Here is a 14397-nt window from a genome sequence, read left to right as displayed (position 1 = left end):
GAGATAGAGCGAACGTAGTTCGTTTCTACTTACGCAGATAGAACCCTGTTACTATTTTGTTTCAAGGTAACAGGTTGAAAGGCTCCACTGGGGCCTTTCACTCATCAAATCAAGTCAACAATGTCTGATTTTGATTTTCGAAGAGTATCAGTTACACCTTCTCAAGATTTGGTTAGATACAAATAAATAAAGCATACGATTATGAAACTCCTCGGTCACATGATCGTATGCTTTTATTTTGATGCTTGGCTCCACAGCACTTCTATTTAATTTTTTGAAGAGGCTGGGCAAAAAGCCCAGCTCCACTACTCAGAGTTCGTGTCAACATCTCAGCGCAGTGGTTGATTGGCAGATTTGTTCGTGTTTCACACTCCAAATCTGACCTAATCAACTGTGCGGGGGTGGGAAAACGAACTCTCTTTTAGACTAGTCGAGTTCTTTCCCACTCCCTGTTGTCAATGAGTTTTGAGGAGTGAAAAAACGATTGGTCCCCATTACCCTTCAAAATACAGTAATTCTTTTGGTGTTTTTGTAAAGACTTCAAAGCCATTTTTGGTAACGTAACCACAATCCTCGATACGAACACCAACTTTTCCAGGGATGTAAATACCAGGCTCGACAGAGAAACACATACCTTCTTCGATGACCAAATCATTGCCTTCCATAATCGATGGGAATTCATGGACACTCATTCCCAAACCGTGACCGAGTCGGTGGTTGAAGTACTCGCCATAACCTGCTTTTTCAATCACAGAGCGAGCGGCATAGTCAATCTCACCAGCAGTCACACCAGGCTTAATCATATTGACAGCGGCCATGTGAGCCTCCAGAGTCAAGTTGTAAATATCTTTTTTAAACTGATCAGGTTTACCGACAGCGACAGTCCGTGTCATATCAGACGTATAGCCCAAAGTTTCCACGCCTAGGTCGAACAATAGCAGAGCGTTATTCTCGATTTTGTTTGTTGAGGGAATACCGTGTGGATTTGCGGCATTGTCGCCTGTTAAGACCATGGTCTCAAAGCTCATTTTTGAGATGCCCTGCTTTTTCATTTCAAATTCAATCTGAGCAATAATATCCGTTTCGGTTACGTTGAGTGAGATATTGTTAAACCCAACCTGCATAGCCTTATCCGCAAACTCTCCAGCAACCAGCATTTTTTCAATTTCATCACGAGACTTGATCAATTTCATAGTATTAATCAGAGGTGTAATGTCTGAAAATGGTTGGCTAAAGATAGACTGAAGACCATGGTAGCGGGTTAAATTCAAATTATCAAATTCTGCACCGATTGCTGAGAAAGATTTTTGTGGCAATTTGCTCTTGATAATCTGCCATGGATTTTCTGAGTCCATATAGCCGGCTACAGGAAAGTCAACCGTCGCAACCGCACGTTCTACATCCAAGGCAGGGAGAAAGAGTAGTGAGTCGTGGTCAGGCATAACAAAGAGCATCATGTGGCGCTCATGAGGATCGCTATGATAGCCAGTCAGATAATAGATGCTAACTGGATCAGAGAAGATGGCCAAGTCCATTTTGTTGGCTTCTAAGTAGGATTTTACATGATGTAATTTTGACATAGTGGAGACCTTTCTAGCATGTAGTGGTAAAAAAAGTGAAAATTTCGTTTATTATATAGACTATTGTTCCAAAAAATGAAAAAAATTGCAAGTATTATCAAAAAAATGGTGTTTTTCTCTTGAAAGTGGTTTCAAAAAGTGATACACTATACTTGAGTGAAAGCGTAATTTTCATAGAACTAGAACTATTGAAAGGGAGTACATAACGTATGTTAAACACTGACGATACGGTAACGATTTATGACGTTGCCCGCGAAGCAGGTGTATCCATGGCGACAGTATCGCGCGTGGTAAATGGGAATAAAAACGTAAAGGAAAATACTCGTAAAAAAGTATTAGAAGTCATCGACCGTTTGGATTATCGTCCGAATGCTGTTGCACGTGGCTTGGCCAGCAAGAAGACTACCACTGTGGGGGTTGTGATTCCAAATATTGCTAATGCTTATTTTGCAACCTTGGCCAAAGGTATCGATGATATTGCCGATATGTACAAATACAATATCGTCTTAGCAAACAGTGATGAAAATGATGAGAAAGAAATCAATGTGGTAAATACCCTGTTCTCAAAACAGGTGGACGGAATCATTTTCATGGGCTATCATTTGACAGACAAGATTCGTGCGGAGTTTTCACGCTCACGTACACCGATTGTTTTAGCTGGTACCGTGGACTTGGAGCACCAATTACCTAGTGTCAATATTGACTATGCTGCCGCTAGTGTTGATGCAGTCAATCTGTTAGCTAAGAACAACAAGAAAATTGCCTTTGTATCAGGGCCGCTTGTAGATGACATCAATGGTAAAGTTCGTTTTGCAGGCTACAAACAAGGCTTGAAGGACAACGGAATCGAGTTTAACGAAGGATTGGTTTTTGAATCCAAGTATAAATACGAGGAAGGCTACGCTCTAGCAGAACGTATTTTGAATGCAGGAGCAACTGCAGCTTATGTTGCAGAAGATGAGATTGCTGCTGGTCTATTGAATGGTGTCAGTGATATGGGCATCAAGGTTCCAGAAGACTTTGAAATCATTACAAGTGATGATTCCCTAGTGACCAAGTTTACCCGTCCAAACCTGACCTCTATCAATCAGCCACTTTACGATATTGGTGCGATTGCTATGCGCATGCTTACCAAAATCATGCACAAGGAAGAGTTGGAAAACCGTGAGGTAGTTCTTAACCACGGAATCAAAGTACGGAAATCAACTAAGTGATGAGTATAGAAGTAGCTTGATAAGATATCTTGTTACTCCGCACCCTCACTCCATCAAACACTTTAGTCATTTAGTTTGTCTTTTATTGCTTCGACGAGCGAGGAAACATTTCCAACCTAGAACAGCCTTGTAGCTATTGAGGCGAACTTGCTTCGCCCTATCTCCAGCCTTCAAAGGTTCCCTGAACCTTTGAAGCGAGTACTAAAAGCAAACTAAACGGCTATACTAACCGAAAACTAAAAGATTATAAGAAATAAATATAAGCCCTCGCTAGATTAAGTTTAGCGAGGGCTTTGTGGTTGAGTTTAAGCCTGTCACACTCTGTAAGTTGTGCGAGATGTTGGTGCGAATCTAGAGAAGCAGTACTGGGCTTATTATCATCCTTTAGAACTGTGTCAGTTAGGTGATTATTGTATGTAATCATATATTTAGGATTATATTCTTTAGTATTGGCTTTAATTGATACAAAATTCGTGTAGAATACAGTTTAAAATATCAAAAAATGTAAAAAAGGGCTATAATGGTATTATGAAAGTACTATTGTATTTAGAAGGTAAAACTGTTTTAGAGAAATCAGGAATTGGCCGGGCACTTCAACACCAGATGGAAGCGCTAGATATGGCAGGCATTCCTTATACAACAGACCTGCTGGGAGATTATGATGTCATTCATATCAATACCTATGGTCCACGCTCCTGGTTATTGCTACATGCAGCCAAACGGAGTGGAAAAAAGGTAATCATGCACGGACATTCCACGAAGGAAGATTTTCAAAATTCCTTTATTGGTTCGAATACCCTAGCTCCTTTTGTAGGGAAATATCTAGCAAGCATGTACCAAAAGGCAGACTTTGTCATCACTCCTTCAGAGTATTCAAAAAAACTCATCCAGTCTTACGGTGTGACAACACCGATTATAGCCGTTTCGAATGGTATTGATTTAGATAAATATAAGAAGGATGAACGTAAGGAAGCGATCTTTCGAGAGTATTTTAAAATTGAAGAAGGTCAGCCAGTTGTTGTCTGTGCAGGACTTTACTTCCGACGTAAAGGAATTGAAGACTTTGTCAAGGTAGCCGAAAAGATGCCACATGTCCGCTTCATTTGGCTCGGTTCAATCAATAAGTGGCTGATTCCTTCCTATATTCGTAAGATTGTAGAGGGAGACCATCCAGACAATGTGGAGTTTCCCGGTTATTTTAAGGGGGCTGTTTTTCAGGGAGCAATGAGCGGAGCGGATGCCTTTTTCTTCCCATCGTATGAGGAAACAGAAGGGATTGTTGTTCTGGAAGCTCTTGCTAGTCATCAGCATGTTGTTCTAAGAGATATTCCAGTTTACGATGGTTGGATTGACGAAAACGTTGCCGAATTGGGACATACAGTGGATGATTTTGTCGATTCTATTCAGAAAATCTTAGACAAGCAGGTTGATAAACGTGAGGCGGGCTATCAGGTTGCGGTTAGTCGCTCGATTGACAATGTTTCCCACCAATTGGTGGATGCCTATCGACAAGTATTGGAGATGTAAATGCGGATTGGATTGTTTACGGATACCTATTTTCCACAGGTTTCAGGAGTCGCGACTTCGATTCGGACTCTTAAGACAGAGTTGGAGAAATTGGGACATACGGTATTTATTTTTACGACGACAGATGAGGATGTGAATCGCTACGAAGATTGGGACATTATCCGAATTCCTAGCGTACCTTTTTTTGCCTTTAAAGATCGTCGAGTGGCCTACGCGGGTTTTACAGATGCCTTAAAAATTGCAAGTCGCTATAAACTAGATATTATTCATACTCATACAGAATTTTCTTTGGGGATTTTGGGGAAAATGATTGCCAAGGAACTTGATATTCCGGTGGTACATACTTATCACACCCAGTATGAAGACTACGTACACTATATTGCCAAGGGGAGGATTATTCGTCCCGGGATGGTTAAATATTTAGTACGGGCGTTTTTAAAAGATCTGGATGGGGTAATTTGCCCCAGTGAGATTGTTGAAGATCTTTTAATGAGTTACAACGTTCCGATTTCTAAACGAGTCATTCCGACAGGAATTGATTTGGCAAAGTTTGATAGACCAGAAATTGGCAAGGATGAAACAGATGAGTTGCGGGAACAACTAGGAATTGCTAGTGATGAAACGATGTTGTTAAGTCTGTCTAGGATTTCTCACGAGAAGAATATCCAAGCAATCGTTCAGGCAATACCAAAAATTTTGCAGGAAAATCCCAAGGTGAAGCTGGTTATTGTCGGAGGTGGACCTTATACAGATGATCTTCAGGAAATGATAGCGGAGCTTAATCTAGATGAACACGTCCAGTTGACGGGAATGATTGCTCCAAGTGATACAGCGCTTTATTATAAAGCTGCGGATTTCTTTATTTCTGCTTCGACCAGTGAAACACAGGGACTAACTTTCTTAGAAAGTTTAGCTTCTGGAACTCCTATTTTGGCACATAGCAATCCCTACTTAAAAAACGTTATAACAGATAAGATGTTTGGGACGCTCTTTATTCGAGAACAGGAGTTGGCAGATGCCGTTGTTGAGGCAATTATTGCTACACCACCAATGAATCCGTATGTGCTTGATAAGAAGCTCTATGAGATTTCTTCTACGAATTTTGGGCGCAAGGTTTTTGAATATTATCTAGATTTGAAGATTTCGTATGATTTTAGAAAAGAACATACTAATCAAGATAGTGTAGCAGAAGCTTTGATAAAAGAGGCTATTTACCTACCGCAAAAAGTAGTAGTTAAATCAACAGACACAACAGCAAAAATATTGAAAAAGTCTGTTGAACAAGTCAAGTCTATTCGTAATTTCTTTGATTAAATAGGAGTTTCCGATGATAAAATGGCAGAAAGCAAGTTGGAAGGCAATGATTCTAGCGGGACTGGTTATCCTATTCATGTATGCAGGGATTTATCTGATTGCTTTTCATCTGATTAAGGATACAATGGTTTCCAAGGGTCTTGTAGTTGGAAATATACTGATTTACACACCGCTTGTTTTATTTTTGCTTGGTCTCATTTACGGATTCTTCAAGGGCTTCTCTATCCGATTACTTGCTCTGGTTTTTCTACTGTATCCTGTGACTATATGTTTCTTTCAAGAGTGGATAGTCGTCTACCAGATTGCCTATACCATTTGTGTCATCATGGGAAACGGGTTAGGAGCTCTGCTATTTTCCCTAAAAAAGAAAATGAAGAAAAATCCTTGAAAAATCAGAAAATCCTTGTTATAATAGCCTCTAGAGACTTATCAATTCTAGGAAATCTTTGAGAGAGTGTGCGGTGGGTGCAAGCACATAGAGGATAGGATTGACACTACTCGGTATAATTTTATGCAAACATAAAAGGGTGGTTCCCTTATCGCCAATCTGAGGTAGTCAGGCTTTTTAGTGTGACTGCGAATGAAGGTGGAACCACGTTACGACGTCCTTTTGCGAGGGCGTCGTATTTTTTGTGAAAGGAGGCGAAGTTGATTAAGATTATTCCGTTTAATCCATCTTATGAGAATGAGGTGATTGAGTTAATATTAACAATTCAACAAGATGAATTTGGTTTACCCATTAATCTTAAAGATCAGCCTGATTTATTGGATATTGATTCATACTATCCTAAATCGTTTTGGTTAGCATTTTCCGATAGAAAACTTGTAGGTTGTGTTGGATTAGTTAGGTTAAACCATCAAAATGTTGCGTTGAAAAAGATGTTTGTTCATCCTAAGTATAGACAATATGGGGTCGGGAAACAATTAGTCAGTCAGTTTTTTGATTATTGTAGAAAACATGCTGTAAATGAAGTTTATCTTGGGACGACAGATACATTTCAATCTGCACAGTTTTTTTATAAAAAATTAGGTTTTTGTGAGATTACGAAGGATGATTTGCCTGCTGATTTTCCAAAACTTGATGTCGACAATCGGTTTTATCGCTATCAACTTCATCCTTCAAGAAATTAATACTTTAAGGAGATACAGATGCCTGTTATTCCACAAGAAACAATTGACCGTTGCCTAGCCATTCGCAAGGCTTACAGAGAGTTGGAAGTCAAGCACCACGATAAAGAGTGGTCCATTGAGGAAGACCTCTTGGCTTTGACCAATGATATTGGCAACATGAACCGCCTGATTATGACCAAGCAGGGTCGTTACTATGATGAAACTCCCTATACCTTGGAGCATAAACTGGTTGAAAATATCTGGTGGTTGATTGAATTAGCCGACCGCCTGGATATTGATATTCAAAAAGAAATGGAAACCTTTTTAACTCAAAAAGAAGAGTTATTGGGGATTAAAAATAAATAAAAAGGAGATAAACATGATTAACATTACTTTCCCAGATGGTGCTGTTCGTGAGTACCAAGCTGGTGTAACTACTTTTGAAATTGCGGAGAGTATCAGCAAGTCTTTAGCGAAAAAGGCTCTTGCTGGTAAGTTCAATGGTAAATTGATTGACACCACTCGTGCCATCGAAGAGGACGGTACGCTTGAAATCGTAACGCCTGACCATGAAGATGCCTTGGATATCTTGCGTCACTCAGCTGCCCACTTGTTTGCCCAAGCGGCTCGTCGTCTTTTCCCAGACATTAAGTTGGGGGTTGGTCCAGCTATTCAGGACGGTTTCTACTATGACACGGACAATGCTGCTGGTCAGATTTCAAATGAAGACCTGCCACGCATTCAGGAAGAAATGATGAAGATTGTCAAGGAAAACTTCCCTTCAGAACGCCGTGAGGTGACCAAGGAAGAAGCTCTTGAGATTTTCAAAAACGATCCATACAAGTTGGAATTGATTCAGGAACATTCTGATGATGAGGGCGGTTTGACCATTTATACCCAGGGTGAATACGTTGACCTCTGCCGTGGGCCACACGTTCCGTCAACAGGCCGTATCCAGATTTTTGAATTGCTCAATGTGGCTGGTGCCTACTGGCGTGGTAAGAGCGAAAACCCAATGATGCAACGTGTTTATGGTACAGCTTGGTTTGACAAGAAAGACCTCAAGGCTTACCTGCAAATGCGTGAGGAAGCCAAAGAGCGTGACCACCGTAAACTTGGTAAGGAATTGGATCTCTTCATGATCAGCCAAGAAGTTGGTCAAGGTTTGCCATTCTGGTTGCCAAATGGAGCGACTATCCGTCGTACCTTGGAGCGTTACATCACAGACAAGGAATTGGCTTCAGGCTACCAGCACGTATATACGCCACCATTGGCTTCTGTTGAACTCTATAAGACTTCAGGTCACTGGGATCATTACCATGAAGATATGTTCCCAACTATGGACATGGGTGACGGTGAGGAGTTTGTGCTTCGTCCGATGAACTGCCCGCACCACATTCAAGTTTATAAAAATCATGTGCGTTCTTACCGTGAGTTGCCTGTGCGTATCGCTGAGCTTGGTATGATGCACCGCTATGAAAAATCTGGTGCTCTTACTGGTTTGCAGCGTGTACGTGAGATGACTCTTAACGACGGTCATATTTTCGTGACACCTGAGCAAATCCAAGAAGAGTTCAAAAAAGCTCTCCAGTTGATTATCGATGTGTACGCAGATTTCAACCTAAACGACTACCGTTTCCGCCTGTCTTATCGTGACCCAGAGGACAAAGAGAAGTACTATGACAACGATGAGATGTGGGAAAATGCCCAACGTATGCTGAAGGGTGCCATGGATGAAATGGGCGTGGACTACTTCGAGGCAGAGGGTGAAGCAGCCTTCTACGGTCCGAAGTTGGATATCCAGGTGAAAACTGCCCTTGGTAACGAGGAAACTCTGTCAACCATTCAGTTGGACTTCCTATTGCCAGAACGTTTTGGCTTGACCTACATTGGTGCTGACGGTGAAGAGCATCGCCCAGTTATGATTCACCGTGGTGTTATCTCGACCATGGAACGCTTCACTGCCATATTGATCGAAACCTACAAGGGTGCCTTCCCGACTTGGTTGGCTCCAACCCAAGTGACCATGATTCCAATTTCTGTGGAGGCTCACCTGGATTACGCTTGGAAGGTTGCCAAAGAATTGCAAGACCGTGGCGTTCGCGTACACGTGGATGAGCGGAATGAGAAGATGCAGTACAAGATTCGTCAGAGCCAGACCAGCAAGATTCCATACCAGCTTATCGTCGGTGACAAGGAAATGGAAGACAATGCTGTCAACGTCCGTCGCTACGGAAGCAAGGCAACGCAAACTCAGTCTGTATCAGAATTTGTGGACCATATCCTAGCAGATATTGCTCGCAAGTCGCGTCCAGCTGAAGATGCAGAATAAGAATGATAAAGTCAGAAGTCCGAAAGGGCTTCTTTTTTGGCAACAAAAAATCCCAACCGACTGGCTGGGAGGAAAGTTTATTCAATCGAACTAGCCCAAGATTTCGCCACATAACGTGACAGGCTTGAAATCGCAAAGTTAATGACAAAGTAAATCAGGGCGACCATGATGTAAAGGGCAAAGACTTGCTCCGCCTCAAAGTGCCTTCCCATAAGGATTTGGCTAGCTCCGAAAAGTTCTTGCAGGGCAATAACAGAATAAAGGAAGCTGGTATCCTTGATAACCGTCACAATCTGCGAGATGATAGCCGGCAACATCTTACGAATGGCCTGCGGCATGATGATATAGACCATGATTTGTACTGGGGTAAAACCCTGTGATAAACCAGCTTCGGTTTGGCCCGGTCCGATGGCGTTGAGACCACCACGGATAATCTCGGCCATGGCTGCCGTGGTAAAAATAGTAAAAGCAGTAATACCAGCAGGCGTTGACTTCATTTGGAAGACCAAGAAGACAGTGAAAATCCAAAGCAAGTTTGGCACATTACGCACAAATTCGATATAGATGGTTGCAATCCACTTGAAAATTGGATTTTTCCCATTTCGCATGATGGCTAAAATCATTCCGAAAAGAATGGATAGGATTACCGAAATACTTGAAATATAGACTGTTAACTTCAAACCACTCCACAAGAGTTGGAAGGTTGAAGGTTTGAGTAATTCTAAAACATAATTCATCGTTCAACCTCCTATTAGTGTGAAAAAGCTGACTTATTCTTTTCTTCAATGCGGCGACCCCAGCTTGCAACAGGGAAGCACATGATGAAGTAAAGGAAAGCAGCACCAGCAAAGGCTGGGATGTAGTTGGCATTCATGGCAGACCAAGATTTTGTCATAAACATGATATCTGCACCTGAGATAATAGCAACGGTCGCCGTATTCTTGATCAAGTTTACTACTTGGTTGGTCAAAGGTGGCAAGATTGTCGGAATGGCCTGTGGCAAGATAATGATTCGCATGGTTTCAGCCTGGGTAAATCCTTGTGAAAGTGCGGCTTCAGTTTGCCCTGTCGGCACCGCTTCTATCCCTGCACGAATGACCTCTGCGATATAGGCGCCGTGATAGAGTCCGACGCAGATAACAGCTGTCCAGTAGATGGACGGCATGAGAACATAATTTGAAATCAATGGAAGTCCATAATAAACAATCATGAACTGAACCAAAAGCGGTGTATTCTGATAGTATTCAACATAGACACGTGCGATGAATTTTAAAACTTTATTTTTGCTGGAAGAGAGACTACCAAAGACAATTCCTAAAAACATGGCCATGATAAAGGCTCCGACAGAAATGGCTAAGGTAAAGAGAAAACCTTGGAAAAAGGTTGGAAAATCATTGAAGTAACTGACCCAATTTTCCCAAGCGTAAGGACTAGTTGTTAAAACTGTCATATTGTTTCACCTTTCTATTCGTCAGTTTCTGTTACTGGTTCTAGACCATTGGCATCATAGATGGCTTGAAGACTACCGTCAGCTGTCCATTCTTCAACCAAACTATTTAAGTAGTTGTTAAGGTCTTTGTTAGATAATTTAGTAACAATTCCATAGTCAGAAGCTGAGAAGCTAAAGTCCATGAGTTCAGATTTTGAGCCAATGTAACCGGATAGAATGGATTGGTCAACAGAGAAGGCATCGGTTCTATGTGCTCTAAGGGATACAGAAAGTTCAGGATAGGAACCTAGTTCAGCAAAGTTTACTGAAATGCCATACTTGTCTGCCAATTCAGAGATGAGGGTGCGTGTAATGGACCCCTGAGCTACACCGATTGTCTTGCCATCCAGGTCGGTAAATGTCTTAATTCCACTATCCTTATTGACCAAGAAACCAACTGCATCTGTGTAGTAAGGAGTTGTGAAATTGTAGAGCAATTTACGTTCTTCTGTGATGGTAAAGGTTGCGATGACCATATCGACTTGACCGTTATCAAGAAGTGGTCCACGAGTTTGGGCAGTGACCGGAGTAAATTCAATATCTACACCTAATTTATCAGCAATTTTGCGAGCGATGTCAATCTCCATTCCCTCAAATTCACCAGTATCAGGGTTTTTGTAGCCAAAGTTAGGAACGTCCTGTTTCACTCCGACGCGGATCACGCCCCTATCAATGATAGCTTGAACTTGATCACTAGTGGTGATGGCTGCGGGTGTTTCTGTTTGAGCTACTGGTTGTTTTGCAAAAACGAGAAGAATAAGTCCGAAGACTAATAATCTAATTGCAAAGAAAATATTGATTTTTTTCTTGTCCATAGACTACCTCCTAGAGTTTTACCTTATCAGATTCGTGGTTGATAATCTTGCTGAGGAATTGTTGGGCACGAGGCTCTGTCGGGTTGTCAAAGAAGCCATTCACATCTGTTGTATCAACTAAAACTTCTCCCTCGGCCATGAAGATGATGCGATCAGCTACCTCACGTGCAAAGCCCATTTCGTGTGTCACAACAATCATATTCATCCCGTCTCGCGCCAATTTTTGCATAACTGCAAGTACATCACCGATGGTTTCTGGGTCCAAGGCAGATGTTGGTTCGTCAAAGAGGAGGAGTTCAGGTTTCATTGCCAAGCCACGAGCGATGGCCACACGTTGTTTTTGTCCACCGGATAGCATAGCTGGGTAAGAATCTTTTCTGTCCCATAGGTTTACAAATTCGAGATATTTTTGAGCTGTTTTCTCAACAGTCGCCTTGTCAATTCCCAAAACTTTCGTAGGTGCTAAGGTAACATTTTCTAACACGGTCTTGTGTGGATAGAGATTGAAGTGCTGGAAGACCATACCAACTTCTTTTCGAAGCGCTACTAATTCTTTGATAGAAGTAGAAGAGATATCGTGTCCGTTAACTACAAGTTTTCCATTATCAATTGATTCTAAACCATTAATAGTACGGATAAGGGTTGACTTACCAGAACCGGAAGGTCCAAGGAGAACAACAACCTGTCCTGGTTCGAATTCCAAGTTGATATTGCGAAGGGCGTGATAATCACCGTAGTATTTGTTAACATCTTTAAATTCTACTAAAGCCATAAAATTCTCCTTATGTAAAGTTTTCTAACGTATGAATATAGTAGCACTGTAGATTAGGAATGTCAAGTAAATTCTGACAATTTAATGTGTCGTATGTTAGAAAATGTGACATAACTGTGTCGGATGGTTTTGAAATATGAATTTTTTAGGTAAGTTTGATATAATAGAAGAAATAAAATAAAGGTAATAAAAAAATGAAGAAAATTTTAATCGTTGATGATGAAAAACCAATCTCAGATATTATTAAATTTAATATGAGTCGAGAAGGTTATGAAGTTGTGACAGCTTTCGATGGACGTGAAGCCTTGGAAGTATTTGAGGCTGAGTTTCCTGACATTGTCATTTTGGACTTGATGTTGCCAGAATTGGACGGACTAGAGGTCGCTCGAACGATTCGTAAGACCAGCAATGTTCCAATCTTGATGTTATCTGCTAAAGATAGCGAATTTGATAAGGTTATCGGGCTTGAAATCGGGGCGGATGATTATGTGACTAAGCCCTTCTCTAATCGTGAATTGCAGGCGCGTGTTAAGGCTCTTCTTCGTCGTAGTGAATTGGCAGAGACGCAGACAAATATTGAGTCAACAGGAACTCCAGAGTTGGTGATTGGCGATTTGGTCATTCTGCCTGATGCGTTTGTCGCTAAGAAGCATGGCAAAGAGCTGGAGCTGACCCATCGTGAGTTTGAATTGCTCCACCATTTGGCCAAACACTTAGGTCAGGTTATGACTCGAGAACATCTATTGGAAACAGTTTGGGGTTATGATTACTTTGGTGATGTCCGCACGGTGGATGTAACGATTCGTCGTCTGCGTGAGAAAATTGAAGATACACCAAGCAGACCAGAATACATTCTTACTCGTCGCGGAGTGGGATATTTTATAAAAGGAAATGATTAATCAATTACGTTATTTAATGACCACGGCAGAATTTTGGTTTGTTGTCATTTTGATTGGCTTTCTAATTGCTCTGACGGTCCTTTTGATTGAAAACTATCGGGATAATAAGCAAATTAAACAACTCAATCAAAAAGTCAATGCTTTAATTGAGGGGAATTATGCAGATGTGTTAGACATGAGGGGAAGTCCTGAAATCACAGACATGGCGAATTCTCTTAATGATTTGTCGGAGGTCATCCGCTTAACTCATGATAATTTAGAACAAGAAAAGACACGTCTGACTTCCATCCTGTCCTATATGAGTGACGGTGTTATTGCTACAGACCGTATCGGACGGATTATCATGATTAACGATATGGCCCAGAAACAGTTGGGGCTTTCTAGCCAAAAGCAGGAGCAGTATCACCTGCTAGAGGTTTTAGATTTATCAGACCGTTATACATTGAGAGATTTGTTGGCTCAGACACCTGAGATTGTGATTGATCACACCAATGAAAACGAAGAATTTCTGACTTTACGCGCTAATTTTGCCACGATTCGTAGTGAGAGTGGTCTGATTTCTGGCTTGGTTGTCGTCTTACATGATATGACCGAGCAGGCCAAGGAAGAACGGGAACGTAGGCTCTTTGTGTCAAATGTGAGTCATGAATTGCGTACGCCATTGACTTCCGTCAAATCCTATCTAGAGGCTCTGGATGAGGGAGCGCTGACGGAGTCTGTTGCACCGAGTTTTGTTAAGGTATCCTTAGATGAGACCAACCGCATGATGCGGATGATTACAGACCTCCTAAGTTTATCGCGTATTGATAATCAGGTTGGTCAGATAGATGTCGAACTGATAAACTTTACTGCTTTTGTGACCTTTATTCTTAACCGTTTTGACCAAATGAAAAATGCTGATTCTGATAAGGTCTATACGATTGTTCGTGACTATCAAATCAGTCCTATTTGGGTTGAGATTGATACAGATAAGATGACTCAGGTTTTGGATAATATCTTAAATAATGCCATTAAATATTCGCCAGACGGCGGGACAATTACCTTCAGCATGAAGACCACAGATAGCCAGTTGATTGTATCCGTCTCAGACGAAGGTCTGGGGATTCCGAAAGCAGATTTACCTAGAATTTTTGACCGATTCTATCGCGTGGACAAGGCACGATCTCGTGCCCAAGGTGGTACAGGTCTTGGTTTAGCTATTGCAAAAGAAATCGTAAAACAACATAAGGGCTTTATCTGGGCTAAAAGCGAATATGGTCATGGCTCAACATTTACAATTGTCTTGCCGTACAGCAAGGACATCGCACTAGATGAGTGGGATGATTCAGATGAGGAAGAATAGGAG

14 protein-coding genes are annotated in these 14397 nt (G+C 41.4%); 9 read left to right on the top strand and 5 right to left on the bottom strand.

The window, feature by feature from the left end; all coding sequences use genetic code 11:
- Positions 1-494: 494 nt before the first annotated feature.
- Positions 495-1580 carry a M24 family metallopeptidase gene (locus SST62_RS0103140; protein WP_024384331.1) on the bottom strand — a complete coding sequence of 362 codons (1086 nt, stop codon included), beginning with the start codon at positions 1578-1580 and terminating at the stop codon, positions 495-497.
- Positions 1581-1789: 209 nt separating this feature from the next.
- Between SST62_RS0103140 and ccpA the strand changes: the two genes are divergently transcribed.
- From ccpA to thrS, 7 genes are all read left to right on the top strand, one after another.
- Positions 1790-2794, top strand: a complete 1005-nt coding sequence (gene ccpA / locus SST62_RS0103135) for a catabolite control protein A (RefSeq protein ID WP_004298830.1) — start codon at positions 1790-1792, stop codon at positions 2792-2794.
- A gap of 528 nt (positions 2795-3322) precedes the next feature.
- Entirely contained in the window at positions 3323-4321 is a 999-nt protein-coding gene (locus SST62_RS0103130) for a glycosyltransferase family 4 protein (protein WP_029186265.1), read from the top strand.
- Positions 4322-5635: a glycosyltransferase family 4 protein gene (locus tag SST62_RS0103125; protein ID WP_029186264.1), complete on the top strand. Its 1314-nt coding sequence runs from the start codon at positions 4322-4324 to the stop codon at positions 5633-5635.
- Positions 5636-5648: 13 nt separating this feature from the next.
- A complete protein-coding gene (locus tag SST62_RS0103120) occupies positions 5649-6023 on the top strand; it encodes a hypothetical protein (protein WP_029186263.1) in 375 nt (124 codons plus the stop codon).
- A 260-nt stretch (positions 6024-6283) separates the two neighbouring features.
- Positions 6284-6766 carry a GNAT family N-acetyltransferase gene (locus SST62_RS0103115; protein ID WP_029186262.1) on the top strand — a complete coding sequence of 161 codons (483 nt, stop codon included), beginning with the start codon at positions 6284-6286 and terminating at the stop codon, positions 6764-6766.
- An 18-nt stretch (positions 6767-6784) separates the two neighbouring features.
- Positions 6785-7111 carry a hypothetical protein gene (locus tag SST62_RS0103110; RefSeq protein ID WP_029942522.1) on the top strand — a complete coding sequence of 109 codons (327 nt, stop codon included), beginning with the start codon at positions 6785-6787 and terminating at the stop codon, positions 7109-7111.
- A gap of 13 nt (positions 7112-7124) precedes the next feature.
- Complete coding sequence (gene thrS / locus SST62_RS0103105) at positions 7125-9077, top strand: threonine--tRNA ligase (RefSeq protein ID WP_029186260.1); 1953 nt, start codon at positions 7125-7127, stop codon at positions 9075-9077.
- Between the two features lie 77 nt (positions 9078-9154).
- On the opposite strand, the gene SST62_RS0103100 is transcribed toward thrS, so the two are convergent.
- The 4 genes from SST62_RS0103100 to SST62_RS0103085 are packed head-to-tail and all read right to left on the bottom strand — an operon-like array spanning position 9155 to position 12153.
- Positions 9155-9814 carry an amino acid ABC transporter permease gene (locus tag SST62_RS0103100; RefSeq protein ID WP_029186259.1) on the bottom strand — a complete coding sequence of 220 codons (660 nt, stop codon included), beginning with the start codon at positions 9812-9814 and terminating at the stop codon, positions 9155-9157.
- Positions 9815-9828: 14 nt separating this feature from the next.
- Positions 9829-10527, bottom strand: coding sequence for an amino acid ABC transporter permease (locus SST62_RS0103095; protein ID WP_029186258.1), 699 nt, complete (start codon positions 10525-10527; stop codon positions 9829-9831).
- 14 nt (positions 10528-10541) lie between these two features.
- On the bottom strand, positions 10542-11381 hold the full coding sequence (locus SST62_RS0103090) for a transporter substrate-binding domain-containing protein (RefSeq protein ID WP_029186257.1): 840 nt from the start codon (positions 11379-11381) through the stop codon (positions 10542-10544).
- A gap of 10 nt (positions 11382-11391) precedes the next feature.
- Positions 11392-12153: an amino acid ABC transporter ATP-binding protein gene (locus SST62_RS0103085; protein WP_029186256.1), complete on the bottom strand. Its 762-nt coding sequence runs from the start codon at positions 12151-12153 to the stop codon at positions 11392-11394.
- A 194-nt stretch (positions 12154-12347) separates the two neighbouring features.
- Between SST62_RS0103085 and yycF the strand changes: the two genes are divergently transcribed.
- Both yycF and vicK read left to right on the top strand, forming a co-directional pair.
- On the top strand, positions 12348-13052 hold the full coding sequence (gene yycF, locus SST62_RS0103080; protein WP_029186255.1) for a response regulator YycF: 705 nt from the start codon (positions 12348-12350) through the stop codon (positions 13050-13052).
- A complete protein-coding gene (gene vicK, locus SST62_RS0103075) occupies positions 13045-14394 on the top strand; it encodes a cell wall metabolism sensor histidine kinase VicK (RefSeq protein WP_002935841.1) in 1350 nt (449 codons plus the stop codon). The genes yycF and vicK overlap by 8 nt, the downstream gene beginning before the upstream one ends.
- Positions 14395-14397 lie beyond the last annotated feature (3 nt).

It is taken from the genome of Streptococcus suis YS56 (assembly GCF_000440115.1).
Classification (GTDB): Bacteria; Bacillota; Bacilli; order Lactobacillales; family Streptococcaceae; genus Streptococcus; species Streptococcus suis_L.
The sequence above is the reverse complement of the archived record's forward strand: the minus strand, read 5'-3'. Positions and strand labels throughout refer to the sequence as shown.

Coding starts and splice junctions, on each gene's coding strand:
- SST62_RS0103140 (WP_024384331.1), bottom strand. CDS start 1,580: ATGTCAAAATTACATCATGTAAAATCCTACTTAGAAGCCAACAAAATG.
- ccpA (WP_004298830.1), top strand. CDS start 1,790: ATGTTAAACACTGACGATACGGTAACGATTTATGACGTTGCCCGCGAA.
- SST62_RS0103130 (WP_029186265.1), top strand. CDS start 3,323: ATGAAAGTACTATTGTATTTAGAAGGTAAAACTGTTTTAGAGAAATCA.
- SST62_RS0103125 (WP_029186264.1), top strand. CDS start 4,322: ATGCGGATTGGATTGTTTACGGATACCTATTTTCCACAGGTTTCAGGA.
- SST62_RS0103120 (WP_029186263.1), top strand. CDS start 5,649: ATGATAAAATGGCAGAAAGCAAGTTGGAAGGCAATGATTCTAGCGGGA.
- SST62_RS0103110 (WP_029942522.1), top strand. CDS start 6,785: ATGCCTGTTATTCCACAAGAAACAATTGACCGTTGCCTAGCCATTCGC.
- thrS (WP_029186260.1), top strand. CDS start 7,125: ATGATTAACATTACTTTCCCAGATGGTGCTGTTCGTGAGTACCAAGCT.
- SST62_RS0103100 (WP_029186259.1), bottom strand. CDS start 9,814: ATGAATTATGTTTTAGAATTACTCAAACCTTCAACCTTCCAACTCTTG.
- SST62_RS0103095 (WP_029186258.1), bottom strand. CDS start 10,527: ATGACAGTTTTAACAACTAGTCCTTACGCTTGGGAAAATTGGGTCAGT.
- SST62_RS0103090 (WP_029186257.1), bottom strand. CDS start 11,381: ATGGACAAGAAAAAAATCAATATTTTCTTTGCAATTAGATTATTAGTC.
- SST62_RS0103085 (WP_029186256.1), bottom strand. CDS start 12,153: ATGGCTTTAGTAGAATTTAAAGATGTTAACAAATACTACGGTGATTAT.
- yycF (WP_029186255.1), top strand. CDS start 12,348: ATGAAGAAAATTTTAATCGTTGATGATGAAAAACCAATCTCAGATATT.
- vicK (WP_002935841.1), top strand. CDS start 13,045: ATGATTAATCAATTACGTTATTTAATGACCACGGCAGAATTTTGGTTT.